Raw genomic sequence first — 26,787 nt, 5'->3', positions numbered from 1 at the left:
CGAATGAGTCAAGCAACGGAATCCGACGTCCGCGAAGACGGACAGATCGAGAGCGTGAGCGGTCCCGTCGTGACGGCGGTCGACCTCGACGCGAAGATGAACGACGTCGTCTACGTCGGTCACGAGGGACTGATGGGCGAGGTCATCGAGATCGAAGGGAACATCACGACCATCCAGGTGTACGAGGAGACCTCCGCGGTCGCACCGGGCGAACCCGTCGAGTCGACGGGCGCACCCCTCTCCGTGGACCTCGGGCCGGGGATGCTCGACGCCATCTACGACGGCGTCCAGCGCCCGCTAGACGTCCTCGAGGAGAAGATGGGGTCGGCGTTCCTCGACCGCGGGGTCGACGCCCCCGGGATCGACCTGGAGAAGACCTGGGAGTTCACCCCCGAGGTCGAGGAAGGCGACGAGGTCGGCCCGAACGACATCGTCGGCACCGTCCCGGAGACGCCCAGCATCGACCACAAGGTGATGGTCCCGCCCGACTACGAGGGCGGCGAAGTCACGCACATCGAGTCCGGCGATTTCAACGTCGAGGAGACGGTCGTCGAACTCGACAACGGCGAGGAGATCCAGATGCGCCAGGAGTGGCCCGTCCGCTCCCAGCGCCCGGCCGAGGAAAAGCGGACGCCGAAGACGCCGCTCGTCTCCGGCCAGCGCATCCTCGACGGCCTGTTCCCCATCGCGAAGGGCGGGACGGCCGCGATTCCCGGGCCCTTCGGCTCCGGGAAGACGGTCACCCAGCACCAGCTCGCCAAGTGGGCCGACGCGGACATCGTCGTCTACGTCGGCTGTGGCGAGCGCGGCAACGAGATGACGGAAGTGATCGAGGACTTCCCGGAACTCGAGGACCCGACCACCGGCAACGCGCTGATGGACCGGACGTGCCTCATCGCCAACACCTCGAACATGCCCGTCGCGGCCCGTGAGTCCTGCATCTACACGGGGATCACCATCGCGGAGTACTTCCGCGACATGGGCTACGACGTGGCGCTGATGGCCGACTCCACCTCGCGGTGGGCCGAGGCCATGCGGGAGATCTCCTCGCGACTCGAGGAGATGCCCGGCGAGGAGGGCTACCCGGCCTACCTGGCCGCCCGCCTCGCGGAGTTCTACGAGCGCGCCGGCTACTTCGAGAACATCAACGGCACGGAGGGGTCGGTGTCGGCCATCGGGGCCGTCTCCCCGCCGGGCGGTGACTTCTCGGAGCCGGTCACCCAGAACACCCTGCGTATCGTCAAGACCTTCTGGGCGCTGGACGCCGACCTCGCGGAACGTCGGCACTTCCCGGCGATCAACTGGAACGAGTCGTACTCGCTGTACCGGAATCAGCTGGACCCGTGGTTCGAGGACAACGTCGCCGCCGACTGGCCCGAACAGCGCCAGTGGGCGATCGACGTCCTCGACGAGGAGACGGAACTGCAGGAGATCGTCCAGCTCGTCGGCAAGGACGCACTGCCGGAGGACCAGCAGCTGACCCTGGAGGTTGCACGGTACCTCCGTGAAGCCTGGCTCCAGCAGGACGCGTTCAACGACATCGACACCTTCTGTGAACCCGAGAAGACCTACGGGATCCTCGGGGCGATCAAGACGTTCAACGACGAGGCCTTCGACGCGCTGGAGGCCGGCGTCCCGGTCGAGGAGATCACGGACGTCGAGGCGCTCCCCCGCCTGAACCGCATCGGCGTGCAGGAGGAGTGGGAGAGCTACATCGACGAACTGGAAGACGACATCGCGGACCAGATCAGGGAGCTCTACTAATGCAGAAAGAATACCAGACCATCACGGAAATCAGCGGCCCGCTGGTGTTCGCCGAGGTCGACGAACCCGTCGGCTACGACGAGATCGTCGAGATCGAGACCCCCGACGGCCAGACCCGTCGCGGCCAGGTGCTCGAATCGACGAGCGACTTCGTCGCCATCCAGGTGTTCGAGGGGACCGAGGGGATCGACCGCAACTCCTCCGTCCGCTTCCTCGGCGAGACCATGCAGATGAAGCTCACCGAGGACCTGCTCGGGCGCGTCCTGAGCGGGACCGGTGAGCCCATCGACGGTGGGCCCGAGATCGAACCGGACGAGGAACGACCGATCGTCGGCGAGGCGATCAACCCCTACTCCCGGGAGTACCCCGAGGAGTTCATCCAGACCGGCGTCTCCGCCATCGACGGCATGAACACGCTGGTCCGGGGCCAGAAGCTCCCCATCTTCTCGGCGTCGGGGCTGCCCCACAGCGACCTCGCACTCCAGATCGCCCGGCAGGCGACCGTGCCGGAAGAGGACGACGACAGCGACGACGGCGAGGGCTCCGAGTTCGCAGTGATCTTCGGCGCGATGGGGATCACCCAGGAGGAGGCCAACGAGTTCATGGACGACTTCGAGCGCACCGGCGCGCTCGAACGCTCGGTCGTCTTCATGAACCTCGCGGACGACCCCGCAGTCGAGCGGACGGTCACGCCGCGACTGGCGCTGACGACCGCGGAGTACCTCGCCTTCGAGAAGGACTACCACGTCCTGGTCATCCTGACGGACATGACCAACTACTGCGAGGCGCTACGCGAGATCGGGGCCGCCCGCGAGGAGGTCCCCGGTCGGCGTGGCTACCCGGGGTACATGTACACGGACCTGGCCCAGCTCTACGAGCGGGCCGGCCGTATCGAGGGCAACGACGGCTCGGTGACCCAGATCCCGATCCTCACGATGCCCGGCGACGACGACACCCACCCGATCCCGGACCTGACCGGCTACATTACCGAGGGCCAGATCTACGTCGATCGGGACCTCAACAGCCAGGGCGTCGAGCCGCCGGTCTACGTGCTGCCCTCGCTCAGCCGACTGATGGACGACGGTATCGGCGAGGGGCTGACCCGCGAGGACCACGCCGACGTGTCCGACCAGATGTACGCCGCGTACGCGGAAGGTGAGGACCTCCGTGACCTGGTGAACATCGTCGGCCGCGAGGCCCTGTCCGAGCGTGACAACAAGTACCTCGACTTCGCGGACGCCTTCGAGTCCGAGTTCGTCCAGCAGGGCTTCCGGACGAACCGCAGCCTCGAAGAGACGCTCGACCTGGGCTGGGACCTGCTCTCGGAACTCCCGAAGGAGGAGCTCAACCGGATCGACGAGGAACTCATCGCGGAGTACTACGTCGAGGACGAGCAGGCCGAGGCCGTCGAAGCCGACGACTGACGCCGCGATTTTCGTCGCCGTCTTTCTCGCCCTGCGCTCGCAGGCACCGCGCCTAACCACTCATCCCCCGTACCTGCGGGTATGGCCGTCGAAGCACTCGAAGACCTGTTCCTGAACGAGCTCAAAGACATCTACGACGCCGAACACCGCCTGACCGACGCGCTATCGAAACTGGCCGACCACGCCGAACAGGAGGAGATCGTCACCGCCTTCGAAGAGCACGAGAAACAGACGGAGGACCAGATCGAGCGTCTGGAGACGGTGTTCGAGGCGATGGGCGAATCGGCCACGCGCGAGGAGTGCATGGCCTCGAAGGGGATGGTCGAGGAGACCGAACACTTCCTCTCGGAGATGGACCCGTCCCAGGAGGTCAAAGACCGCTACGCGGTCACGGCGGCCCAGAAGACCGAGCGCTACGAGATCACGGTCTACGAGAACATGCTCCAGTGGGCCAACGAGGGCGGGATGCACAGCGACGTGTCCAAGGCGCTCCGAGAGAATCTCGACGAGGAGATCCAGGCCCTCCAGAAGCTCCAGGGGATCGCCGAGGAGTTCGACTACGCGAAACTCACGGCCTGAACCGGGCCGACGCACGCGCTATTTTCCGGATCCAGACGCGGCCGTCGAACCGCGAGCGCCGAATCTGTAAAGAGTTAACCGCCTGGGTCGGTAACCCCCGATAATGGCTAAGGACGTCAAACCGACCCGGAAGAACCTCATGGCCATCGAGGACCGGATCGAACTCTCCGAACGGGGCCACGACACGCTCGAGAAGAAGCGGGACGGCCTCATCATGGAGTTCATGGACATCCTCGACCAGGCCCAGGACGTCCGGTCGGACCTCAATCAGCACTACGCGGACGCCCAGCGCAAGATCAACATGGCGCGCGCGATGGAGGGCGACATGGCGGTCCGCGGGGCCGCCGCCGCGCTGAAGGAACACCCCGAACTCACCACCGAGTCCAAGAACATCATGGGCGTCGTCGTGCCCCAGATCGAGTCCTCGAAGGTGAAAAAGAGCCTCGACGAGCGGGGCTACGGCGTGCTCGGGACCAGCGCCCGCATCGACGAGGCCGCCGAGGCCTACGAGCAACTGCTGGAGACCATCATCCTCGCCGCCGAGGTCGAGACGGCGATGAAGAAGATGCTCACGGAGATCGAGACGACCAAGCGCCGCGTCAACGCCCTGGAGTTCAAGCTCCTGCCCGAACTGAAGAACAACCAGGAGTACATCGAGCAGAAGCTCGAGGAGCAAGAGCGAGAAGAGATCTTCCGCATGAAGAAGATCAAGGCCAAGAAAGAAGAGGAGGAGAAGGCCGAACGCGAGGCGGAGGCCGAAGAAGCGGAAGCCGAGGAAGAAGCGGTCGCAGCCGACGACTGATCGGGATAGGCTTTTCCGGCGGCCACTCGTTTCTGCGGTATGGACTGTCCACACTGCCAGACCGCCATGGTGCGGTTCGCGGTGGCCGACGAGTGGCGGTCGCATCTCCCGGAGGACTCGCCGGGGGCGGCGATCTGCCCGACCTGTCTCACGATGGAACCCGATCCGGACCCACCGGCGTCGCCGCCGGAGTTCTACCACATCGGTGAGCCGTTCCCGGAGGGCGAGGCCGCGGTCCCGATGGCCATCTCGCTGGGCCTCCTGGATTCGCTGGCGCTCAACAGGTCGGAGATCACCGACCTGTTCGCGGCCGTCGAGGAGGCGGGCACCGATCCGCTGCTGGTGCTCGACAGGCTCGCGACCGCGGGGAGCGTCGACAGTCGGGTCGATCTACAGGGCCGGAGACAGCAGCTCGAACAGTTGCTCGACTAGAATCGACCGCGGCTCGATCAGACGCCGGTGTCGTAGCGGAGGATGCCGGCGACGCCGCCGAAGGCGTTGAGGAGCTGTTCGCCCTTCTCGAAGTCCGTGGAGATGAACTTCGTCTCGGTGCCGCGCTGGTCGGCGATGTTCATCAGGTGGTCGATGAGGTCCTCGCGCTCGGCGTCGTCGGCGTCGACGGTCTCGCCACAGCGCGTGCAGTCGTGGTCGGGCGTCTCCTCGCGGCGGTCGACGATCTCGCGTTCATCGTGCTCGTTGGGACACTCGTAGGAGATCACGTCCCGGCGCATGTCCTCGGAGATGAGCAGGCGGTCGACCGCGCCCATGACGAGGTTCTCGCGGGTGGCCTCGAACCCGTAGGTGGCGAGGCTCCCGTCGTGGAGTTCCTTGAAGAACTCCTCCATCTCCGATTTGTCCTGCATCACCTCGTGTTCGTCGAGGATGTCCTGGGCGGCGTCGACGAGGTCGTGGAGGCCCGACTCGTCGGTGTAGGAGACGTCGAACTTCCCGAGGACCATGTCCCCGAGTTCGTGGTGGAGGTAGTCACCGTCGAGGAACTCGTCCTTCGTGGGCGAGGGACCGCCGACGAGGATGCCGTCCATCTCGTGGCGCTGGTCGACGAACAGTTCGTCGGCCATGCCGGCGACCTCCTGGTAGAAGTTGTCGATGGCCTCGAGGCGCAGGCGGGCGAATCGCTGTGCGGACTGGCCACCTTTGCGCTGCTTGCCCGGGACCAGCGAGGAGGCGGATTTCACGGGTTCGACGCGCTTGCCCTTGAGCCAGCCGACGTTTGATTCCCGTCGATCGAGGACGATCAGGCCGAACAGGCCCTTGTCGCCCAGCATCTCCTCGAGGGGCTCGGTGAGAAAGTCCGAATCGCAGTGATAGCGGAAGGACTCGACGGGCTGGGGCGGCGATTCGAGGACCTTGGTGACCATCTCGGTGCGGCCGCCGCCCGAATCGATGGCGCCGGAGAAGACGACCATGCCGTTGTCGGGCGGGTAGACGTCGTAGTAGCGCAGGCGGTCCTTGATGGAGGTCAGGGCGTCCTGGACGGCGGTCCGGGTCTGCTTGGACTTGATGTTGGAGGCTTCGCTGTGCTCCTGGGTGACGTGTTCGACGACGGAGCTGATCTGCCGGTCATCGGGGATGTAGATGGTGACGAGCTGGGTCCCCGAGCCCTCGTACTCTTTGAGGTCCTCGATGACCTTCTGGAACTCGTATTTTTGTTTGTCCGTCTGGTCCTGCTCGGAGCTACTCATTACTCCAGTATAGCCCGATGATGGGTAAGTAACTGTTGACCGCTCCCGCCGGCACCGATCCCTACACGTGTTCGAAAGGTGAAATCGACCGTGGCGCTTTTCAACCATAGCGAGCGTGTATCCATCTAGAGACGTCCGGGGATCGGTGTGGTTCGGTATCGCGATCCCGGGCGGGGCGCAGTCGAGGCGAGGGATCGGAACCCGGCAGACGCACGGGTTTATATGTTTCCCTCGTCTGTACCAAGGCAACAGGAAGCATGACGGGATACGTCTACACAATCGCAGGCGGGAAGGGCGGCGTCGGGAAGACCACGACGGCGATCAACGTCGCCGTGTCGCTCCAGGACGCCGGCCACGACGTCGTCGTGGTCGACGCCGACCTGGGGATGGCCAACCTGGGCGCGATGCTCGACGTAGATCACGAACCGAGCCTCCACCAGGTCCTCGCCGGGAAGGCGGCCGTCAGCGACGCGATCATCGAAGGCCCCGGCGGGATCACGCTCGTCCCCGGTGAGCGCAACCTGGAGGCCTTCGCCGACGCCGACCCCGCGAAGCTCCGGAAGGTCGTGAAGGCCCTCTCGACGGCCTACGAGATCGTCCTCATCGACACCGGCGCGGGGTTGAGCCACGAGACGACGGTGCCGCTCGGCCTCGCCGACGGGGTCTTGCTCGTCACCACCGCCGACGAGGTCGCCATCGGCGACACCGTCAAGACCGCACAGCTCGCCGAACGCATCGACGGCGAGGTCGTCGGCGCGGTCCTGACGCGGGCCGACGACGACACCAACGTCTCGGCGGTCGCCGACAAACTCGACCTCGAGATGCTGGCGGTCGTCCCCGAGGACCAGGACGCCACCAAGTCCGAGCCGCTGATCATCAACGATCCGGACAGCTACGCCGCCGAGGCCTACCGCCGGCTGGCCTCCACGCTCGAGGAGATCTACGAGGCAAACACCGAGGGCGGCGTCGAGCCCGACCAGGAGTTCGAGCCCAGCGGCGTGGCCACCGACGACGGCGACGACGACGCGGCCGACGCGGACGCGGACGACGGCGACGACGAGGACGACGAGGAAGGCGTCTTCGGCCTGTTCAACTGACCCGTTTCGCTCCCGCCGGTCCGGATTCCCGTTCTCGCGAAGCGATACTTTGAAACCGCCGGTCCTGCCACGTCAGGTATGGCAGACGATACGGTCCGACTGAGCTGGATCCTGATCTTCCTGTTGCTCGCGCTCGGTCTCGGGCTCGCGGCCGTGCAGTTCGCCGGCGGGTCGGTGCTCCCGACGCTTTTCGTCCCCCTGTAGTCACATCGACTCCGGGGCGGCGACGCCGAGCACGGAGAGCGCGTTGGCGACGGTGTGTCGCGCCGCGGCGACCAGCGCCAGCCGCGCCGCCCGCGTCTCCGCGTCGGCGTCGAGCACCGGGCACGCCCGGTAGAAGGCGTTGAACGCCTCGGCGAACTCGCGGGTGTAGGTGGCCACGACGTGCGGATGGTGGTCGTCGGCCGCGTCGTCGATCACTGCCGGGAACCGCGCGATCGTCGCGAGCAGGTGACGGGCTTCCGGCGTCTCCAGCGGGTCGGCGTCCAGGTCCGCGGCGTCGACCACCTGGTGGCCGGCCTCGCGGGCTTCCCCGAGGATGCCGCACGCCCGCGCGTGGACGTACTGGACGTAGGGGGCCGACTGGGCCTCGAAGTCCAGGGCCCGGTCCCACTCGAAGGTGATGGCCTTGGCGGGCTGTTTCGAGACGACGTCGTAGCGGACGGCGCCGATCCCGACCTGGTGGGCGATGCGTTCGACGTCCTCGTCGTCGAGGTCGTCGTTTCTGAGCCGGTCTTCGAGGCGGTCCTCGACCTCCTCGCGGGCGCGGTCGATGGCCTCGTCGAGCAGGTCGTCGAGGTCGATCCCGGTGCCCCGGCGGGTGCTCATCTTCCCCTCGGGGAGGTTGACGTAGGAGTACAGCACCTGGTCGAGCTGGTCGGTGTCGTGGCCCAGCAGTTCGAGGGTGGTCCGGACCTGCTCGGCCTGGAGCTTGTGGTCCTCGCCGAGGACCGTCACCGCGCGGTCGTAGTTGTCGAACTTCCACTCGTGGTGGGCCAGGTCCCGCGTCGCGTAGAGGCTGGTGCCGTCGGAGCGCAGGAAGACGAGGTTCTTGTCGATATCGGGGAGGTCCAGTTGCCAGGCGTCTTCCTCGTAGACGGCCTCGTCCAGGTCCTGCAGGCGCTCGACGACGTCGTCCGTGGCGCCGTCGCGGATGAACCGCGTCTCCTTGACGAACTCGTCGAACTCGGCGGGCAGGCGCGCCAGACACTCGCGCATCCCCGCGAGCACCGTGTCGACGACCTCGCCGACGCGCTCGTAGGCCGCCTCGTCGCCCGATTCCAGCCCCTGCATGATCGACTGGATCTCGTCCTCCGCGGCCTCGACCTCGGACTCGGGGGCGTTTTCGAGGAACTCGTTGCCCTTCCGGTAGTAGCGGACCATGTCGTACTCCGCGCGGTCGCGTTCGGGCTCGGGGAGTTCTGACTCGTCGAAGGTCTCGTAGGCCCAGGTGAACACCGCGAGCTGGCGGCCGGCGTCGTTGACGTAGTAGTGGCGGTCGACATCGTAGCCGGCGAAGTCGAGGACGTTCGCCAGTGCGTCGCCGATGATGGGATTGCGCGCCCGGCCGACGTGGACCGGCCCCGTCGGATTGGCGCTGGTGTGTTCGACGGCGACCGACACGCCCTTCGGGTCGAGCCGGCCGTAGTCGTCGGCCTGTGCGGCCTCGAGCGTCGCGGCGAAGTAGGCGTCGCTGGGCAGGAAGTTGAGATAGGGACCCTGCGTCCGCACTGCGGCGATATACTCGTAGTCGGCGGCGTCGATCTCGCTCGCGACGTCGGCGGCCACCTCGGGGGGTGCGGCGCCGACCTCGCCGGCCAGCCGGAAGGCGACGCTCGAAGCCAGGACGGCGTCGACGTCTTCCGGCGGCTCCTCGATCCCGAGGTCGTCGGTGGGGAGGTCAAGCTCGTCGAGCGCGGACTCGACGGCGTCCTCGACCTCCCGTCGCGCGGCAAGGAACATACCCACCCGTTTTCGAGCGCCGGGTATAGGCGTAACGAGTCGTGGTCGGTCTGGCGTCGACCGACCAGGGCGTCCGGCCTCAGGGATCAGTCACTCGAACGGAGGTCGGCGGCGATGCGGTCCCCGATGCCGACCTCGGGCACCTGGTAGTTGCAGTGGCTGTCGATCTCGTCGGTCACGTCCACGTCGACCCAGTTTGCCGGCGAGTCGTCGCTGAACCAGCCCCGACAGTCGATGCCGACACACCCCATTCCGTCCCGGAACGTCTGGAGTTCGTAGAAGACGCAGATGGTGTTGTCTTCCCTGGAGTGGTAGTTGTACACCCGGTCGGCGGTCGCTTCGATGGCCGACGCCGAGAAGGTCGCGCTGTCGTCGTCACAGACCTCGTTGTCGTCGACGGAGGCCCCGAACAGGGACACCGTCTCGACTGGGACGTCGCCGTCGAGGTCGTCGAGCGTCGCGAGCGGCGGCCGCCCGCCCAGCGAGAGCCCCGCGAGCCTGATCGTCGTGTCGGGGTTGTCGGCGTGGTACTCCCGGAGGAAGTCCGCGAACCGCCGACCGTCGCGGTCGGCGTTGTCTTCGCCGGTCGAGAACAGGATCGTATCGGACTCCCACTGGACGGTGACGACCGGGTGGTCGTAGCCGTTGGCCTCGAGCGTCTGCTCGAGCGTGTAGGCCTGATCGTCGGCGATCTGTCCCTCGCTGGTCCACCCGACGTAGTAGAACACCACTTCCTCGGGCTCCGCCGGCAGGTTCCGCGTCGTCGGCTCGGACTCGCGGACGTCGACCTGCGGGAACTCCGCCGGGGCGCTCTCCCAGACGGTCGCGCAGTTCGTCAGTTCGAGCGCCGTCGGATCGGCGCTCGCCGGCCCGACCGCGCCGGCCCCCACCAGTCCGGCGCCGGCCGCCGCTCCGACCGCCTGGAGCACCGACCGGCGACGCAGGTCGCTCGATTCGTCACTGTCACTGTCTGCAGTACGTTTGCCCCCCATCGTAACCTCACGTTCGTGGGCCGTTCGATTCTATTTATTTGTTCATTCGTGAACCGTTTTATTTACTCGGTCCTGACCGGAACAGGCGGGGAGAGGGCGTTCAGCAGAGGTTCGCCCCGGTCGCCCCGGCGGCGAGCGCGGCCAGTCCGTCCTCGACGCTGTGGTGGGCCCCGTCGCTCCAGTGAGGGTAGAGCCCGGTCAGGTCGCCGTCCTCGCGGACCGTGAGGCAGACCACCGGGAACACGATGGTCCGGTCGGTCGGCGGCCCCGCGGAGAGCAATCCGCCGACGGCCTCCCGGGTCTCGAAGAACGGCTCCAGGCGCCCGTCGACCGACTCGACGGCGGTCCGGAACTCCTCGTACAGGTCGACGGCCCCCGCGTCGTGGTCGGTGTCGCCGACGGGGACGTTGACCTGTGCGCCCCACCGCTCGACCGAGAATTCGGGGGCGTCGTCGCGCGATTCGAGCGCCCGGACCCGTTCAAGCACCGCCTGTTGACGCCGGGCCGCCGGGCCCGAGGGCGCGGTCCGCAGATGCACCGTCACCGTGTGCCGTCCCGCGCGGTCACCGTCACTGTCCGCCGCAGCCTCCCGCTCGGGGTCGCGAGTACCCTGTACGTCGGTGGCCATACATCACTTTCGGAATTACGGCTATTAGTTCTTTGCTCGACCATCCGTCTGCTTCTGCGCGTCTTTTCACCATATCCGTCCATATCATCCGGAGAGGAGGTGACGTTTCCAGCATACTTGTGCGACGGGTCGGGCGGGAGAAAACGGGGCCGGGAGACGGGAGGGAAGGATGTTTTAGCCGCTGGCGACAACCCCGTAGCAATGAGCGACTCGGAGTCCGGGGACGGTGGGCCGAAGCAGGTCTCCGATCCCGACTACCACAGCGAGAATCACACGGCCGCCCAGACCTGCGGGTGGACCAAGAACGCCCTCCGCGGCGAGGGGAAGTGTTACAAGAAGATCTTCTACGGGATCGAGTCCCACAGGTGCATCCAGATGACGCCGGTCGTCAAGTGCAACGAGCGCTGCGTCTTCTGCTGGCGCGACCACGCCGGCCACGCATACGAGATGGACGAGGTGGAGTGGGACGACCCCGAGGCCGTCGTCGACGCCTCGATCGAACTCCAGACCAAACTGCTCTCGGGCTTCGGCGGCAACGACGAGGTCCCCCGTGACGTGTTCGAAGAGGCGATGGAACCGCGCCACGTCGCGATTTCCCTCGACGGCGAACCGACGCTCTACCCCTACCTCCCGGAACTCATCGAGGCCTTCCACGACCGCGATATCACCACCTTCCTCGTCTCGAACGGCACCCGGCCCGAGGTCCTCGCCGAGTGCGACCCCACCCAGCTGTACGTCAGCGTCGACGCCGGCGATCGGGCCACCTTCGATGAAACCGTCAAGGCCGTCGAGGACGACGCCTGGGAGAACCTGATCGACACGCTGGACGTGCTCGCGGCAAAGGACGAGACCCGGACCGTGCTGCGGACGACCTGCATCGAGGGGCTGAACATGCACAATCCGGGCTGGTACGCCTCGATGTTCCAGCGGGCCGATCCGGACTTCGTGGAGCTGAAAGCGTACATGCACGTCGGCCACTCGCGCGGGCGGCTGGACCGGGACTCGATGCCCGACCACGAACGCGTCGTCGAGTTCGCCGAGGACGTGATGGAACACATGCCCGACCACGACGTGCTGAAGCAGGTGCCCGCCTCGCGGGTCGCGCTGCTGGCCGAGGAGCGCAATACGCTCGTTCCGAAACTGCAGAAAGACAGTGACTTTTGGGAGTAGCGAGGTGCGACCGTAGGGAGCACCTCGAAACGTGCGAACGGCGAGCAGAGCGAGCCGTGAGCAGCGTGATCCCGTAATAGGAGACTGAAATCGGTCAGACGGACGCACTTTTGTTCTTGCCTCGCGGAGGAATCGCATGGACATCGCCATCCTGCTGTTCGAGGGGTTCGACGAGCTGGACGCCATCGGGCCGTTCGAGGTCTTCCAGAACGCGGCCGATGCGGGCGCCGACGTGACGACGACGTTGCGGACCGTCGACGGGAGCGAGCGCGTCACCGCGAGTCACGGCCTCGACGTGGGCACCGACGGGCCGCTGGCCGACGTCGATCCGGACCTCCTGCTGGTGCCGGGCGGCGGGTGGAACGACCGCGACTCGCCGGGCACCTGGCGGGAGGCCGAGCGGGGCGCGGTCCCCGAGGCGCTCGCGGCCCACCACGAGTCGGGCGGGACCGTCGCCGGCGTCTGCACCGGTGGGATGTTGCTGGCGCGGGCCGGCATCCTGGAGGGCCGGCCGGCGGTGACACACGCGATCGCCCTCGAGGACCTCGCAGCCGCGGGCGCAGACGTCGTCGAGGCCCGCGTGGTCGACGACGGCGACGTGGTGACCGCCGGCGGCGTCACCTCGGGCCTGGACCTGGCCGTCCACCTCGTCGAACGGGAGTTCGGGCCCGACGTCGCAGCGGCCGTTCGGACGGAGATGGAGTACGAACCCCGCGGTTCCGTCGCGTAGGACACCCAGCGAAGGTGTTCGAACCAACGCCTTTACACTGACGTCGCCTGACGTACGAACGAGAAACGCGACCTCCGTTCCTTTCCGTTCCAAACCCGTTACGCGTTCCACCTTCGTTACGCTTATCCCGGAGACCCGCCAATTAGGAGCATGGCACAGGCTACGGGGGAGGCAGTCGGATACGACGAACTGGCGACGCTGAAGTTGCTGGCTCTGGAGGGCGCGCTCGACGGCCAGCAGAAGGTGTCGTGCTCGGCGCTCGCCGAGGCGCTGGACGCGTCGAACCAGACGGCCTCCCGGCGGCTCCAGCGGCTGGAGGACGCCGAGTACGTCGAACGGGAGATGGTCACCGACGGACAGTGGGTCGCGGTCACGCCCGCCGGCGAATCGGCGCTCCGACGCGAGTACGCCGACTACCGCCGGATCTTCGAGCGCGACGCGGCCATCGAACTCACGGGGTTCGTCACGAGCGGGATGGGCGAGGGTCGCCACTACATCTCGCTGCCGGGCTACATGGAGCAGTTCATCGAGAAGCTCGGGTACGAGCCCTTCGCGGGCACGCTGAACGTCGACCTCACCGACGAGAGCGTCCGCGCCCGCGCCGGGATGGCGTCGCTCGAACCGGTCACCATCGAGGGCTGGGAGGACGACGAGCGCACCTACGGGCCGGCGTTCTGTTACCCGGCGAGCGTCGAGGTGGGCGACTCCATCTACGAACCGGCCCACGTCATCGCGCCCGAGCGCACCCACCACGACGAGGACCAGCTGGAAGTGATCGCCCCGGCGAAGCTCCGGGACGAACTGGGAGTGGCCGACGACGACGAGGTGACGATCAATGTCACGGAGCGATAAGATGCACACCGAGTCCCGGACCGGCGTGGACGCGGCGCTCGCCGCCTTCCGCGCCGACGAGCCCATACTGATCCACGACGCCGCCGACCGCGAGGGCGAGACCGACCTCGTCTACCCGGCGGGCGCCGTCACCCCCGACGCCGTCGCGCGGATGCGCAACGACGCCGGCGGGCTGATCTGTACGGCCCTCTCCGATGGGGTCGCAGCGGCGTTCGACCTGCCGTTCCTCCAGGACGTCATCGAGCACCCCGCCGGGGCCGACCACGACCTCGCCTACGACGAGCGGTCCTCCTTCTCCCTGACCGTGAACCACCGCGACACGTTTACCGGGATCACCGACGAGGACCGCTCCCTGACGATCACCGAACTGGCAGCGGCCGCCAGCGACCCCGAGGCGACCGATTTCGCCGACGAGTTCCGCGCGCCCGGCCACGTCCACCTGCTCCGGGCCGCCCCGAACCTGCTCGAGGACCGGCTGGGCCATACCGAACTCGGCGTTGCGCTCGCTGCCGCGACCGACCAGCCGCCGGCGGTCGTCGTCTGCGAGATGCTCGACGACGAATCGGGCGAGGCCCTCTCGCCCGCCGCCGCCCGCGCGTACGGCGAGCGCAACGACATCCCGTACGTCGAGGGCAGCGAGATCGTCGATCGGCTTCGGTAGCCCGTCTGGCGCCTCTTTTCCGGCGGTTCAGCAATTTCCCTCACCGGTAGCGTCGTCGGCCGTCACGAAGTCATAAACCAATAACCGCGATACAAAATACCAGGTCGCGCCCCTGCGCGGGTTCCAGCCAGGACACAGCGAACCGGTCAGAGACGGCTTCTCGCTCCCGAATTGCGCTCGAACGGTCAGCTGTGCCGTGACAGGAGCGCGAGCGCGGTGCCAAACTGACGCGAGACGAGGACCACAGTCGCTGAATTGTGACCCCCCGAACAGCGCCCGATCGAGGGATTCGATCCGCGAACCCACCAGGGACGCGAGATCTACGCGTGCAACTTCGGCGTCGAAACCCAGCCCGTGGCCGTAGGACCAGGCCGGAAGGCTGGAGGGGCAAGGCGTGACCCGCCCCGCGAGCGCCCGCGCGGGAGGGGAACTACAGTGTTCGCACGAGCCCCCGTTCTCGCGGCGATCGGCCGGGCCACTCGTACCGGGAGCCCCCAGTGGAAGGGTAGCAGGGTCGCAGCGGGCGAGAACGCCGAATGACGGCCCTGCGAGCCAGATTCGAGAGTCCCGAGTGGGCGGCTTCCCTCGGGAATCGCCCCGATCTCGGACCCACCACGCGGCCGGGCGGCCGGAGAAACTGCCCAACCCCGTCAACCACCGCGCAGACCCGGCCTGAGTGACGGTTTCCGCCCACTCGTTCGACTGTATCGCCCGTGTTTCCGTCACAGACGACGAGAGACAGCCGTTTCGGCGCCGACCGTCTGAACTGCCACTGGCCCGGCGCGGCAGTTTCTATATCGCGAAATAGAGTTTATCGTCGAATTTCGACCGAATGGCCCAGTACTGGATAGAAAGCGTCGCTCGTGTGATTTGCAGCGTTTCAGCCGTTTTCACACCCTGTCTGGAGGGCCTCGGCGCCGGTGAGGGGCGGTCGCAGACCGTCGACCGGATCGGGCGGCGATCGCGGGGCACGTCGGCACGGCACGAAAACTGTTAAGAGCGGATTGGGCCAACAGTTGGTCCAATGGGATTCGACGAGATGGACGTCGACACGATCTGGCAGGACGGTGAGTTCGTCGACTGGGACGACGCACAGGTCCACGTCCTCACGCACGGACTGCACTACGGGACCGGGATCTTCGAGGGAGTCCGGTGTTACGACACGGAAGAGGGCCCCGCGATCTTCCGCTGGGAGGAGCACCTGGAGCGGTTCTACCAGTCGGGCAAGCCCTACGACATCGAGATCCCCTTCGAGCCCGAGGAGCTGACCGATGCCACGAAGGAACTGATCCGCCGGCAGGACCTGGAGTCGTGTTACATCCGGCCGGTCGCCTTCTACGGCTACGAGGAACTGGGGCTGAACCCCTCGAACTGCCCGGTCGAGGTCGCCATCGCCGTCTGGCCGTGGGGCGCCTACCTCGGCGAGGAGGCCCTGGAGGAGGGCGTCGACGTCTCCGTCTCCTCCTGGCGCAAGTACGGCTCCGACCAGATCCCGACCAACGCGAAGACCACCGGGCCGTACGTCAACAGCGTCCTCGCCAACCTGGAGGCGACGGGCAACGGCTACACCGAGGCCATCGTCCTCAACGGGGAGGGCAACGTCGCAGAAGGGCCGGGCGAGAACATCTTCCTCGTTCGCGACGGCGAACTGTACACGACGGGGCTGGCGGAGTCGATCCTGGACGGGATCACGCGCCAGTCGATCGTCACGATCGCTGAGGACCTGGGCTACACCGTCCACGACGGCGCGACCATCTCACGGGGCGAACTCTACACCGCCGACGAACTGTTCTTCACGGGGACGGCAGCGGAGGTCACGCCGATCCGGAGCGTCGACGACAACGAGATCGGTGCGGGCCGGAAGGGCCCGGTCACCGACGAGTTGCAGACGCGCTTCTTCGAGGTCATCGAGCGCCGGACCGACGACTACGCCGACTGGTTCGACTACGTCTAGCGGTTCTGGATCATCCGTTCGACCGATTCCACGAACCCGCTCTTGCCCATCGCGCGGTCCATGAGACCGCCCATCCGGAGCTGTTCGAAGTAACTCGCGAAGGCCAGGAACGTCGGCGGCCACAGCCCGACGAACAGCCCCATCTCCTTGTTCCCGCGGAGGAAGAACTCGTACCACGAGAGGATCACCGACGCGCCGGCGGCGATCACCCACGGGTCCGTCCCGGTCCGTTGTGCCGTCTCGGCTACTTCCTGTGGCTCCGTTGTGCTCGTTGCCATGCCCGCGTTCGTTGTTCGGCGACGGGTATAGTTACGCGCCGCGTTGTCGTCTGCGCTGCAGGTAAGGCGAGCCGCGGCGCGAGTAAGCTGACCCTCGGCGGGAGTAAGCCGTCCGAAGCGGTGCGTAAGGCGAGCTTAGTCGTCCGTCCGGTCGGGGCTCGATTCGCCGTCCGAGCTACCCCGCCCGTCGCCGGTCAGTTCCTCGGTGACGCTGATCGCGACGCTGTCGTCGCGGGACTCGCCGAAGCCGGCGCTGAGGATGCGCGTGAGGGCGTCCTCGACGCGTTCGTCCAGTTCCTCGTACTCGTCGGGTTCGACTTCGATGACGAAGCCCGTGGTGATGTTCGGCGCGGTCGGGAGAAAGAGCACGTCGCGGCCGTCCTCGGTCTTCTTGCCGGTCTTGAACGCGGTCATGCGGAGACCCTGCCAGGTCTCGACCCGGACGGGCGTCTGGAGTTCGTCGGTGCCCGAGACGGCGGTCTCGACGGCCATCTTCGAGGCGTTGTAGACGACCCGGAGCCCGGGCAGGCGGTTCATCAGGTTGTCCAGGACGTCCTCGAAGATGTCGCCGAAGGCGGTCCGGCTGAGATAGCCGATCGAGAGGACCAGCAGGAAGAAGACGACGAGCGTCGTCAGCACGCGGACCAGTCCCAGGGCCCCGTCTGGAACGCCCAGCTGCGTCAACACCGTGAGATCGAGGCCGAAGACGGCCGTCGAGCTGGCGATGATGCCGTAGAGGTACGCGATGACGTACAGCGTGACGATGACCGGCAGCAGGACGATGAGCCCGCTCGCGATGTCCCGTTTCCAGGAGGCCATATGCGGTACGGGACCGTACTTGTGCCTCCCTTTACTAGTTGACGATTGCCCGTAGCGCGAAGTACAGATTCGACCGCCGTTCGGCCACGCGCCGGTAGAAATAGGAGGGCCACTTGCTACCGTAGGGGACGTACTGCCAGACCTCGTGGTCCGCCGCGAGCCGTTCCTGGGCGTCCTCGCGGACGCCCATCAGCATCTGGATCTCGTAGGGGGTGTCGTACTCGGCGTGGAGGCGGTCGGCGGCGTCGAGCATCGCCGGGTCGTGACTGCCCACGGCGATCCCCCCGTCACGCTCCGCGAACGACTGTTCCAGCAGGGTGCGGTAGGCGTCGTCGACCCGGTCGGCCGGGACCGCCAGGTCGGCCGGTTCGTCGTAGGCCCCCTTGACCAGCCGTACCTTCCCCGGGCAGTCGGCCAGCCGGGCGATGTCGTCCGGGGTGCGCTGGAGGTTCGCCTGCAGGCAGACGCCGACCCCACCGCCGTACTCCTCGGCCAGCGCCTCGTAGGCGTCGAGTGTCGCGTCGGTCGTCGTGTGGTCCTCCATGTCGAGCCAGACGAAGACGTCCGTCTCGCGCGCCCGCTCGACGATCCGGTCGAGGTTCGCCCGGAACAGCGACGCGTCGACGCCGAGGCCGATCTGGGAGGGCTTGATCGAGAGACACGCACGGAGGTCCGTCCCTTCGAGATCCCCGAGCAGCGTCAGATAGGCGTTCGCGTCCGCGTCGGCCGGTTCGGAGCGGTCGTAGTGTTCGCCCAGGCGGTTCAGGATCGCGCCGATACCGCGCTCGTTCAGCCGGCGGGCCCGTTCGAGCGCGGTGGCTTCGGTCTCGCCGGCGACGAACCGACTCGCGAGTGGCGGGAGCATGGCGGTAGCTGGCGGCCCACGCTACTGAGTCTATCGCCCGACAGGAACCCGGGGCCTTAAGGGACGGGCTGGTCTCTCATCCGGCAGGAATGGATCTCGTCGCCGTACTCGCGGTCGCGTTCTGGACGATGTTGCCCGCGTACGTCCCGAACAACGCTGCGGTCCTGGTGGGCGGGGGACCACCGATCGACGGTGGGCGGACGTGGAACGACAAACGGCTGCTCGGCGACGGGAAGACCTGGCTGGGGACCGCCGCGGGGATCGCGGCCGGCGCGTCCCTGGCGCTACTCCTGAACGTCCTGCAGCCGCTGCTCGACGGCGCGGTGGGGGCGACGCTGCCGACCTTCGAGCCCGCGGTCGTCGTGAGCCTGCCGGTCGGCGCGATGGTCGGGGACATCGCCGCGTCGTTCCTGAAGCGGCGGTCGGGCAGACAGCGCGGGGCGGCGTTTCCCGGCCTCGATCAACTGGACTTCGTCGTCGGGGGCCTCGCGCTCACGGCGCTCGTGGCCCCGGGCTGGTTCCTCGAGACGTTCACCGCCGCGGTGCTGGCGGTGGTCCTCGTGATGACCCCCGTCCTGCACGTCGGGACGAACCTGGTGGCCTACAAGCTCTCGCTGAAGAGCGAACCCTGGTAGCGAGCCCGAACTGATGTCCTTTTCACGGCGGGCCGTCGAGGGAGTGGTATGACAGACAGGACGCTCCGGCTGGCGACGCGAGGGTCCGATCTCGCACTCCGGCAGGCCGCCACCGTCGCGGAGGCCCTCGAGGGGCGACGGCGGTCGGTCGAACTCGTCGAGGTCGAGACCACCGGCGACCAGTTGCAGGACGAACTGATCCACCGCCTCGGCAAGACCGGAGCCTTCGTCCGGAGCCTCGACCAGCGCGTGATCGACGGCGACGTGGACGCCGCCGTCCACTCGATGAAGGACGTTCCGACGGAGGGCGCGCCCGACCTGATCGTCGCCGGCGTCCCCGAACGCGGCCCGGCGGGCGACGTGATGGTGACGCCCGAGGGCACCGCCTTCGCGGACCTCCCCGAGGGCGCGACGGTCGGCACCGCCAGCCTCCGGCGCGGGGCGGAACTGCTCGCCGAGCGGCCGGACCTGGAGATCGCACCCCTCCGGGGGAACGTCGACACGCGCGTCGAGAAGCTGCTCGCGCCCACGCTGCAGGCCGAACACGAGCGGCGGCTGGAACGGGCCGCCGGTGAGAGTGATGACGACGGAGACGGCCCCGACCTCGAGGACCTCTCGGACGCGACGCGGGCCGAGATGGAGAAGTGGTTCGACGGGCTCCACGAGGTCGAGCGCCGCGCGACCGAGCGCGAGGTCGAGACCGAGTACGACGCCATCGTGCTGGCCGAGGCCGGGCTGGAGCGCACGGGGCTGCTCCACGCCGTCGAGTACGAGCGACTCCCCGTCGAGCGGTTCGTCCCCGCGCCGGGACAGGGGGCGCTGGCGGTGACCGCGCACGACGACGCGGTCGGAAACGCGATCCACGAGGCGCTCGATCACCCGCCGACGCGGGTCGCCACCAGCGTCGAGCGGATCGTCCTCGACGAACTCGGCGGGGGCTGTGTCGCGCCCATCGGCGTCCACGCGACGGTGCAGGGGACGGTCGTCCACACGGTCGTGCGCGTGCTCTCGCGGGACGGAACCGAGGAGATCAACGCGGGCCGGGACCTGCCCGTCGAACACCACGCGGGGGCCGCCCGCGACCTGGCGGCCGAGCTGGCCGACCAGGGCGCCGACGACCTGATCGAGCGGGCCAAACGGGCGGAGCCCGACGAGGCGAAACGGGAGGATTCTTGACCGGGGACGCGAAAGGCCGCCCAATATGACGGACGACGCCGACATCGCGCCGGGGAAGGTCTACCTCGTCGGCAGCGGCCCGGGCGATCCGGACCTGCTGACGGTCAAGGCCCGCCGGCTGCTCGACGAGGCCGACGTGGTCCTCCACGACAAGCTCCCCGGCCCGGACATCATCGAACTGATCCCCGAAGAGCGCCGCGAGGACGTGGGCAAGCGCGCCCGCGGCGAGCGCACCTCCCAGCAGTACACCAACGAGCGACTCGCAGAACTCGCCCACGAAGGCAAGACCGTCGTCCGGCTCAAGGGCGGCGACTCCTTCGTCTTCGGCCGGGGCGGCGAGGAGATGGTCTACCTCGCCAAACACGGCGTCCCCTTCGAGGTCGTCCCCGGCGTGACCTCGGCCATCGCCGGACCTGGCGTGGCCGGCATCCCGGTCACCCACCGCGACTACGCCTCTTCGGTCTCCTTCGTCACGGGCCACGAGGACCCCACGAAGGACGATTCGGCCGTCGACTGGGAAGCACTGGCGGCCACCGGCGGCACCATCGTCGTCCTGATGGGCGTCGGGAAACTGCCGGAGTACACCCGCGAACTCCTGGACGTCGGGATGGACCCGGACACGCCCGTCGCACTGGTCGAACGCGGCACCTGGCCGGACCAGCAGGTCGCGACCGGGACGCTCGAGACCATCGTCGAGGCGCGCGACGAGGTGGGGATCGAACCACCCGCGGTCACCGTCATCGGCGACGTGGCCCGCGAGCGCCAGCGCGTCGTCGCCTTCCTCGAGAACGGAGCGGATCCGTCGTGAGCGACCGCCCCCGCGTCGCGTTCTTCCGCCCCGACGACGAGCGCACGACCGAGGCGGTCGCCCTGCTCGACGACCTGGGCGCCGACGCGCTCGCCGACCCGATGCTCGAAGTCGCGCCGACGGGCGCATCGCCCCGGACGGACGCCGACTACGCGGTCTTCACCAGCAAGACCGGGGCAGAACTGGTCGCCGAAACCGGCTGGCGCGCCGGCGAGACGACCGTCTGCGCCATCGGCGACCCCACCGCCGACGCGCTCGAAGCGGAGGGGTTCCGGGTCGACCTCGTTCCCGAGGAGTTCTCCTCGAGCGGGCTCGTGGCTGCCCTCGAAGGCGAGATCTCCGGCGCCCGCGTCGAGGTGGCCAGGAGCGACCACGGGAGCGACGTCCTCCTGGACGGACTGAACGAAGCGGGCGCGTACGTCCACGAGACGGTCCTCTACCGACTCGTCAGGCCCGACGGCGCGGGCGAGTCGGCCGAGGCGGCCGCGGACGGCGGCCTGGACGCGGCGCTGTTTACCTCCTCGCTGACCGTCGAGCACTTCCTCGCGGCGGCCGCCGAGCGCGGCGTCCGGGACGAGGCCGTGAGGGGCCTGGAAGACGCCGTCGTCGGCGTGATCGGCGACCCGACGGCCGAGACCGCCCGCTCCCACGGCATCGACGTGGACGTGATTCCCGAGCGAGCGGACTTCGAGGAACTCGCCACCGACGCCGTCGCGGCCCTCGACGAGCGGTGAGGAGTTCGGCGGCGGCGTTGCGGGGCTGACGGTCCGATAAATTACATTCTCGGTAGCATTTCGCATGATCGGGTACCGGAGGCGCGCCGTAATCGCCCGACAACGACCGGTCCTTGTCGCGTGGGAGCCACCACCGGACCGGAGGTTTAAACCGGAGACCGCGATAAGAAACTGCCAATGGCCGGCCCAGTAGGAGCGCTCGACGACCGCGCCGCGGCGTGTGCCGAGCGCCTGCGGCGCGCCGAGGCGGTGTTGCTCGCGTCGCACATCGACGCCGACGGACTGACGAGCGCGGGAATCGCCGCGACGGCCCTCGAACGGGCCGGAATCGACTTCGAGGTCGTGTTCAAGAAACAGCTCGACCCCGACGAGATCGCGACCATCGCGGCCCGCGAGGAGGAGACGGTCCTGTTCACCGACTTCGGAAGCGGGCAACTCGACGCCATCGGCGAGCACGAGGCCGCGGGCGACTTCACGCCCGTGATCGCCGACCACCACCAGCCCGCCGAAACCGAGACGGAGTTCCACCTCAACCCTCTGCTGGAGGGCATCGACGGGGCTTCGGAGCTCTCGGGGGCGGGCGCCAGCTACGTCCTCGCGCGGGCGCTGGAAGACGACGGGGTCGACAACCGCGACCTCGCCAGACTGGCGGTCGTCGGCGCCGTCGGCGACATGCAGGCAGTGGGCGGCGAACTCGTCGGCGCGAACCGGGAGATCGTCGCCGAGGGAGTCGAGGCAGGAGTCCTCGAAGAGGGCACGGACATCGCCTTCTACGGGAAACAGACCCGGCCGCTGCCGAAACTGCTCGAGTACGCCAGCGAGGTCCGTATTCCGGGGATCAGCAACAACCAGAGCGGCGCGATCCGGTTTCTGGACGGGCTGGGGCTCGATCTCAAGGAGGACGGCGAGTGGCGGCGCTGGGTGGACCTGACCGACGACGAGCGCCAGACCGTCGCCAGTTCGCTCGTCCAGCGCGCGCTGCAGAAAGGCGTCCCCGCCGACAAGGTGGACGCGCTCGTGGGGACGACCTACACCCTCCTCGCGGAGCCGTCCGGGACCGAGTTGCGGGACGCCAGCGAGTTCTCCACGCTGTTGAACGCGACCGCCCGCTACGAGCGGGCCGACGTCGGCCTGGCGGTCTGTCTCGGCGACCGCGACGAGGGACTCGAGCGGGCCCGGAAACTCCTCCGGAACCACCGCCGGAACCTCTCGGAGGGGCTCCAGTGGGTCAAAGAGACGGGCGTGACACGGGAGGAGCACCTCCAGTGGTTCGACGCGGGCGAGGAGATCCGGGAGACCATCGTCGGCATCGTCGCGGGCATGGCCGTCGGGGTCGACGGCGTCGACCGCGACCGCCCGATCGTCGCCTTCGCCCGGAAGAACGAGGACGAGACCAAAGTGTCCTCGCGGGGGACCGGCCGCCTGGTCGCGCAGGGGCTCGACCTCTCGGCGGTGATGGGCGAGGCCAGCGCAGCGGTCGGCGGCGGCGGTGGCGGTCACGACGTCGCCGCCGGGGCGACCATCCCCGCCGGTCGGGAAGCCGAGTTCGTCGAGCACGCCGACGAACTGGTCGGCGAGCAGCTCGGGTAACCGGCCACGGGCGACGTTTGCTATAGCGACCTGTGGTTTATCGGGAGCGATGGACTGCCGAGTGTGCGAACGGGCCCGAGGTCGCAAAAAACGGCGCAGACGGCGGTGAGATCGGTCCTGCGCATTGGGGGAGCGGTCTCGCAGGTCGAGGGAGAGAGGGCGGGTGGCGATCCGCCCGCTTTCGTCGAGACGGGTGACGGCCGGAGCGGACGGGGACGCGGGGTCCCCGTGCGGATCCGCACCCGTGCAGTCGGACCCGTCCCGCGAAGCACCGATCGGTGGGGTCGGTCGTTGCCATCCCCACGCTTCTCACTGCGGTGTCTGCGTCCACACCGCAAACTAACGCTGTAGCGGACGAAGGGTATATATTCGTACGGTCATGATTATATTTTTATATGGAGGGGCCGTAACGAACGACCAGTTCGGGGGTGAGGTTAACAGTATGTGGGAGGTCGCGTTCACGATAACACCGGAGCGAGGATACTTCGATCTGGGGGAGCGAGCGCTGTGGGACGTCGACGTGTACTTCGAGGCGATCCGGTCGTTCGAGTTTCTCGCCGACGGCACGGTGCTGGTCGTCTACGAGGTCGACGGCGACGCGGAGACGCTGCGAACGTGTCTCGACGCGGTCCCGCAGAAGGTCGTCGACGCGAGGGTCACAGAGCAGGGGGAGACGCTCGTCGCGCAGTTGCGCTTTCATCCCGACGAGACGTTCGAGCGGTTGCTCTCGATCCGCCAGTCTTTCGGGGTCTCCATGGAGTTCCCCATCCGGTTCGTCGACCACGAGCCGTCGACGCTCGAAATCGTCGAGACGGGGAGTCAGGAGGCCTTGCGGGACCGACTGGCGGAGACGCGCGAACTCGCCGACGTCCACGTCAAGTACGTCCGGAGACACGATCCGGAGACCAGCCAGCGGTTCCGGGAACTGACCGAGCGCCAGCAGGAGGTGTTGCTCACGGCCGTCGAACTGGGCTACTACGAGAACCCGCGGGCCGCGACGCACGCGGACATCGCGGCCGAACTGGACTGTTCGGCCAGCGTCGTCGGTCAGCACCTCCGCCGGATCGAACAGCGCCTGGTGGCGACGACCGTCCCCGACGCACACGACGGGACCGCGCTCGTCGACGGGGACGACTGACCCAGTTCGAACGGCCACCAGAGCTAACACGTTCGAGTGACGAGTGTTATCCCATGGCACGATCAGAACCGGACGAGACGACCGAGCGCGAGCGGCTCGTCTTCGGGGCGGGCTTCGCCTTCGGCGTGGTCTTCACCATGTCGATCCTGGCGGTGGTCGTCGCGACGGTCGTGCCCCGGCAGATCGGCCCGGAGCGACTGCTCTCGACGGCGGTGTGGCTCCCCATCGCGGCGGCCATCGCGCTGTCGGCCGTCGCCGGGATCGGGCTGTACCAGCTGGCGCTGCCCGACCGGGGGTTCGACCTCCCCGGACGCGAGACCGTCGGCGACGCCGACGACGAGTGACGCAGGTTTTAGGGCTCGCTCACGGAGCACAGAGTATGGCCGAGTTCGATCCCGAGCGATTCGAGGACAAGTACGCCAACTACTTCACGGAGCTCCAGCGGGCGTACAAGAACGCCTTCCAGACGATGAACGACCGCTACGACTCCGAGCTGATCCACGGCATCGACCAGTTCGTCCTCTCGGAGAGCGAGCCCTTCTACGAGGGCGACGGGCGGTTCCGCATCGAACTCCCCGACGACCCGTACGACCGCCTGCAGGGCGTCGTCGTCGGCGAGGAGAAGTTCGACTCGATCATGGACCGCTACCTCGACGAGATCGAGACCGAACTCCAGCGCGTGTTCGGGTTCGACACCAGCGAGTGATCGTCGATCCGGCCTGACCTGTGAGACAGGCGACTTGCAGTTCATCTGTCACGATCCAGAATCGGTCGGGGAGCCGAAGCGTCTCCAACGCCCGTCACTGCCCAGTTCGGCAGCCTTCTCGGCTCCGTCCGGTTCGGTGGGTCGAGATGTTACACCGCGAACACTACCGGCAAAGAAATACATAACAGGCTGGGGAGAAACGTTTGCGACGACGAAGCATGTCCGACGAACCGGCGGCGGGTGACGAGGCGGTGACGGACGGGGGCCAGGACTCCTGGTTCGCGAACTACTTCGGGTTCGCAGAGCACGGCACGGACCTGCGGACGGAGATCCTCGCGGGGATCACGACCTTCCTGACGATGAGCTACATCGTCGTCGTGAACCCGGCGATCCTGACGGCGTTCCCCGACGACAACACCCCCGGCGGGATCGCGCTGGAAGGGTACAGCGCCGGCGAGGTGTTCCAGATGCTGGCGGTGGTGACGATCCTCGCCTCCGCGGTCGCGATCTTCGTGATGGCGTTCTACGCGAACCGGCCGTTCGGGCTGGCTCCCGGACTCGGGCTGAACGCCTTCTTCGCGATCACCGTCGTCGGCGTGATGGGCGTGCCCTGGCAGACGGCCCTCGCCGCGATCGTCACGGAGGGTGTGATCTTCATCGTTCTGACCGCGATCGGTGCGCGCGAGTACATCATCAACCTGTTCCCCGAGCCGGTGAAGTTCGGGGTCGGGACCGGGATCGGGCTCTTTCTGGCGATCATCGGGTTCCAGGCGATGGGGATCGTCGTCGACGATCCCGCGACGCTTCTGGCGCTGGGTGACGTGGCCAGCGATCCGGTGGCGATCCTGTCGGTGTTCGGCCTCTTCCTCACGTTCGCGCTCTACGCGGCGGGGATCAAGGGCTCGATCGTCATCGGCATCGTCGGCACGACGCTGCTCGGGTGGGGCCTGACCGCGGCGGGCATGTTCGGGCGCGGGACGCTCACGCCCGCGAGCATCCCCGACCCCCAGTACGACATCACGCCGCTGATCGGCGCCTTCCTCGACGGGTTCACGAACGTCGAACCGTTCGTGTTCTCGCTGATCGTGTTCACCTTCTTCTTCGTGGACTTCTTCGACACCGCGGGGACGCTCGTCGGCGTCGGTCAGGCCGGCGGCTTCCTCGACGAGGACGGCGACTTCCCCGACATCGACAGACCGCTGATGGCGGACGCGGTCGGGACCACCGTCGGCGGGATGCTCGGGACCTCGACGGTCACGACCTACATCGAGTCCGCGGCGGGCGTCGAGGAGGGCGGTCGAACCGGGATGACCGCGCTCGTGATCGGCCTGCTCTTCCTGGCCTCGCTGGTCGTCGTGCCGCTCGCGGCGGCCATCCCGCAGTACGCCTCCCACATCGCGCTGGTGGTCGTGGCGGTGCTCCTGATGGGCAACGTCACCGACATCCAGTGGGACGACTTCGCCCACGCGGTGCCGGCCGGGCTGACCATCATGGTGATGCCGCTGACCTACTCCATCGCCTACGGGATCGCGGCGGGGATCATCAGTTACCCCATCGTGAAGACCGCGCAGGGCGAGTTCCGCGACGTCCACGTCGGCCAGTGGCTGCTCGCGGTCGCGTTCGTGATCTACTTCGCGGTCCGGACCAGCGGCGTGCTCACGGCGGTGGCCTGAGCGGCCGCCACCGGGCCACCCGAACGGGTGAGTCCAAAAGCCTAAGC

General features: G+C 67.6%; 28 protein-coding genes. 21 read left to right on the top strand and 7 right to left on the bottom strand.

The genetic code is table 11. The features are described 5' to 3' along the window. Positions 1-3 precede the first annotated feature (3 nt). From U5918_RS10870 to U5918_RS10850, 5 genes are all read left to right on the top strand, one after another. On the top strand, positions 4-1,764 hold the full coding sequence (locus tag U5918_RS10870; protein WP_336001377.1) for an ATP synthase subunit A: 1,761 nt from the start codon (positions 4-6) through the stop codon (positions 1,762-1,764). After that, positions 1,764-3,188: an ATP synthase subunit B gene (locus U5918_RS10865; RefSeq protein ID WP_336001376.1), complete on the top strand. Its 1,425-nt coding sequence runs from the start codon at positions 1,764-1,766 to the stop codon at positions 3,186-3,188. The genes U5918_RS10870 and U5918_RS10865 overlap by 1 nt, the downstream gene beginning before the upstream one ends. 81 nt (positions 3,189-3,269) lie before the next feature. After that, positions 3,270-3,767, top strand: a complete 498-nt coding sequence (locus U5918_RS10860) for a YciE/YciF ferroxidase family protein (RefSeq protein WP_336001375.1) — start codon at positions 3,270-3,272, stop codon at positions 3,765-3,767. A 103-nt stretch (positions 3,768-3,870) separates the two neighbouring features. Further along, a complete protein-coding gene (locus U5918_RS10855) occupies positions 3,871-4,569 on the top strand; it encodes a V-type ATP synthase subunit D (RefSeq protein WP_336001374.1) in 699 nt (232 codons plus the stop codon). 39 nt (positions 4,570-4,608) lie between these two features. Next, the gene (locus U5918_RS10850; protein WP_336001373.1) at positions 4,609-5,001 is read left to right on the top strand and encodes a DUF6276 family protein; all 393 of its coding nucleotides are present in this window, start codon (positions 4,609-4,611) and stop codon (positions 4,999-5,001) included. A gap of 17 nt (positions 5,002-5,018) precedes the next feature. Here the strand turns inward: U5918_RS10850 and prf1 are convergent, their stop codons facing one another. Beyond that, positions 5,019-6,272 (bottom strand): peptide chain release factor aRF-1, encoded by a 1,254-nt coding sequence (gene prf1, locus U5918_RS10845; RefSeq protein WP_336001372.1) that lies wholly within the window; start codon positions 6,270-6,272, stop codon positions 5,019-5,021. Between the two features lie 257 nt (positions 6,273-6,529). Between prf1 and U5918_RS10840 the strand changes: the two genes are divergently transcribed. Together U5918_RS10840 and U5918_RS10835 are read left to right on the top strand one after the other, a co-directional pair. Further along, positions 6,530-7,369 (top strand): MinD/ParA family ATP-binding protein, encoded by an 840-nt coding sequence (locus U5918_RS10840; RefSeq protein ID WP_336001371.1) that lies wholly within the window; start codon positions 6,530-6,532, stop codon positions 7,367-7,369. A 78-nt stretch (positions 7,370-7,447) separates the two neighbouring features. Next, the gene (locus U5918_RS10835; protein WP_336001370.1) at positions 7,448-7,573 is read left to right on the top strand and encodes a hypothetical protein; all 126 of its coding nucleotides are present in this window, start codon (positions 7,448-7,450) and stop codon (positions 7,571-7,573) included. On the opposite strand, the gene argS is transcribed toward U5918_RS10835, so the two are convergent. The 3 genes from argS to U5918_RS10820 all read right to left on the bottom strand — a co-directional run bounded on the left by argS (position 7,574) and on the right by U5918_RS10820 (position 10,951). After that, positions 7,574-9,331 (bottom strand): arginine--tRNA ligase, encoded by a 1,758-nt coding sequence (argS, locus tag U5918_RS10830; RefSeq protein WP_336001369.1) that lies wholly within the window; start codon positions 9,329-9,331, stop codon positions 7,574-7,576. It lies immediately after the preceding gene. A gap of 86 nt (positions 9,332-9,417) precedes the next feature. Next, positions 9,418-10,323, bottom strand: a complete 906-nt coding sequence (locus U5918_RS10825; RefSeq protein ID WP_336001368.1) for a hypothetical protein — start codon at positions 10,321-10,323, stop codon at positions 9,418-9,420. Between the two features lie 100 nt (positions 10,324-10,423). Beyond that, the gene (locus tag U5918_RS10820; RefSeq protein ID WP_336001367.1) at positions 10,424-10,951 is read right to left on the bottom strand and encodes an HTH domain-containing protein; all 528 of its coding nucleotides are present in this window, start codon (positions 10,949-10,951) and stop codon (positions 10,424-10,426) included. A gap of 201 nt (positions 10,952-11,152) precedes the next feature. Between U5918_RS10820 and twy1 the strand changes: the two genes are divergently transcribed. The 5 genes from twy1 to U5918_RS10795 all read left to right on the top strand — a co-directional run bounded on the left by twy1 (position 11,153) and on the right by U5918_RS10795 (position 16,318). Further along, complete coding sequence (gene twy1 / locus U5918_RS10815; protein ID WP_336001366.1) at positions 11,153-12,121, top strand: 4-demethylwyosine synthase TYW1; 969 nt, start codon at positions 11,153-11,155, stop codon at positions 12,119-12,121. A 136-nt stretch (positions 12,122-12,257) separates the two neighbouring features. Next, positions 12,258-12,851, top strand: a complete 594-nt coding sequence (locus U5918_RS10810; RefSeq protein WP_336001365.1) for a DJ-1/PfpI family protein — start codon at positions 12,258-12,260, stop codon at positions 12,849-12,851. Positions 12,852-13,001: 150 nt separating this feature from the next. Continuing rightward, positions 13,002-13,703, top strand: a complete 702-nt coding sequence (locus tag U5918_RS10805; RefSeq protein ID WP_336001364.1) for a DUF120 domain-containing protein — start codon at positions 13,002-13,004, stop codon at positions 13,701-13,703. After that, positions 13,687-14,364: a 3,4-dihydroxy-2-butanone-4-phosphate synthase gene (ribB, locus tag U5918_RS10800; protein WP_336001363.1), complete on the top strand. Its 678-nt coding sequence runs from the start codon at positions 13,687-13,689 to the stop codon at positions 14,362-14,364. The genes U5918_RS10805 and ribB overlap by 17 nt, the downstream gene beginning before the upstream one ends. A gap of 1,024 nt (positions 14,365-15,388) precedes the next feature. Continuing rightward, on the top strand, positions 15,389-16,318 hold the full coding sequence (locus U5918_RS10795) for a branched-chain amino acid transaminase (RefSeq protein WP_336001362.1): 930 nt from the start codon (positions 15,389-15,391) through the stop codon (positions 16,316-16,318). Here U5918_RS10795 and U5918_RS10790 read toward each other — a convergent pair. The 3 genes from U5918_RS10790 to U5918_RS10780 all read right to left on the bottom strand — a co-directional run bounded on the left by U5918_RS10790 (position 16,315) and on the right by U5918_RS10780 (position 18,280). Next, the gene (locus U5918_RS10790; RefSeq protein WP_336001361.1) at positions 16,315-16,596 is read right to left on the bottom strand and encodes a hypothetical protein; all 282 of its coding nucleotides are present in this window, start codon (positions 16,594-16,596) and stop codon (positions 16,315-16,317) included. The genes U5918_RS10795 and U5918_RS10790 overlap by 4 nt on opposite strands. Positions 16,597-16,731: 135 nt before the next feature. Then, positions 16,732-17,415, bottom strand: coding sequence for a DUF502 domain-containing protein (locus U5918_RS10785; protein ID WP_336001360.1), 684 nt, complete (start codon positions 17,413-17,415; stop codon positions 16,732-16,734). Positions 17,416-17,449: 34 nt separating this feature from the next. Continuing rightward, on the bottom strand, positions 17,450-18,280 hold the full coding sequence (locus U5918_RS10780; RefSeq protein ID WP_336001359.1) for a proline dehydrogenase family protein: 831 nt from the start codon (positions 18,278-18,280) through the stop codon (positions 17,450-17,452). Between the two features lie 89 nt (positions 18,281-18,369). On the opposite strand from U5918_RS10780, the gene U5918_RS10775 reads away from it, so the two are divergent. The 9 genes from U5918_RS10775 to U5918_RS10735 all read left to right on the top strand — a co-directional run bounded on the left by U5918_RS10775 (position 18,370) and on the right by U5918_RS10735 (position 26,740). Continuing rightward, positions 18,370-18,915 (top strand): CDP-2,3-bis-(O-geranylgeranyl)-sn-glycerol synthase, encoded by a 546-nt coding sequence (locus tag U5918_RS10775; RefSeq protein ID WP_336001358.1) that lies wholly within the window; start codon positions 18,370-18,372, stop codon positions 18,913-18,915. Positions 18,916-18,963: 48 nt separating this feature from the next. Beyond that, entirely contained in the window at positions 18,964-20,091 is a 1,128-nt protein-coding gene (hemC, locus tag U5918_RS10770; RefSeq protein ID WP_336001357.1) for a hydroxymethylbilane synthase, read from the top strand. Positions 20,092-20,116: 25 nt separating this feature from the next. Beyond that, positions 20,117-20,899 carry a uroporphyrinogen-III C-methyltransferase gene (gene cobA, locus U5918_RS10765; RefSeq protein ID WP_336001356.1) on the top strand — a complete coding sequence of 261 codons (783 nt, stop codon included), beginning with the start codon at positions 20,117-20,119 and terminating at the stop codon, positions 20,897-20,899. Next, positions 20,896-21,633 (top strand): uroporphyrinogen-III synthase, encoded by a 738-nt coding sequence (locus U5918_RS10760; RefSeq protein WP_336001355.1) that lies wholly within the window; start codon positions 20,896-20,898, stop codon positions 21,631-21,633. The genes cobA and U5918_RS10760 overlap by 4 nt, the downstream gene beginning before the upstream one ends. A gap of 177 nt (positions 21,634-21,810) precedes the next feature. After that, positions 21,811-23,223: a DHH family phosphoesterase gene (locus tag U5918_RS10755; RefSeq protein ID WP_336001354.1), complete on the top strand. Its 1,413-nt coding sequence runs from the start codon at positions 21,811-21,813 to the stop codon at positions 23,221-23,223. A 442-nt stretch (positions 23,224-23,665) separates the two neighbouring features. Continuing rightward, positions 23,666-24,361, top strand: coding sequence for a helix-turn-helix domain-containing protein (locus tag U5918_RS10750; protein ID WP_336001353.1), 696 nt, complete (start codon positions 23,666-23,668; stop codon positions 24,359-24,361). A gap of 53 nt (positions 24,362-24,414) precedes the next feature. Beyond that, positions 24,415-24,705 carry a hypothetical protein gene (locus U5918_RS10745; protein ID WP_336001352.1) on the top strand — a complete coding sequence of 97 codons (291 nt, stop codon included), beginning with the start codon at positions 24,415-24,417 and terminating at the stop codon, positions 24,703-24,705. A 35-nt stretch (positions 24,706-24,740) separates the two neighbouring features. Further along, a complete protein-coding gene (locus tag U5918_RS10740; RefSeq protein ID WP_336001351.1) occupies positions 24,741-25,067 on the top strand; it encodes a DUF5783 family protein in 327 nt (108 codons plus the stop codon). Between the two features lie 218 nt (positions 25,068-25,285). Then, a complete protein-coding gene (locus U5918_RS10735; protein WP_336001350.1) occupies positions 25,286-26,740 on the top strand; it encodes an NCS2 family permease in 1,455 nt (484 codons plus the stop codon). The last annotated feature ends 47 nt before the right edge of the window (positions 26,741-26,787 follow it).

The sequence above is a fragment of the Halorientalis sp. LT38 genome, from assembly GCF_037031225.1.
GTDB classification, from domain to species: domain Archaea; phylum Halobacteriota; class Halobacteria; order Halobacteriales; family Haloarculaceae; genus Halorientalis; species Halorientalis halophila.
Note: the sequence above shows the minus strand (reverse complement) of the source record. Positions and strands in the feature narration are given on the sequence as shown.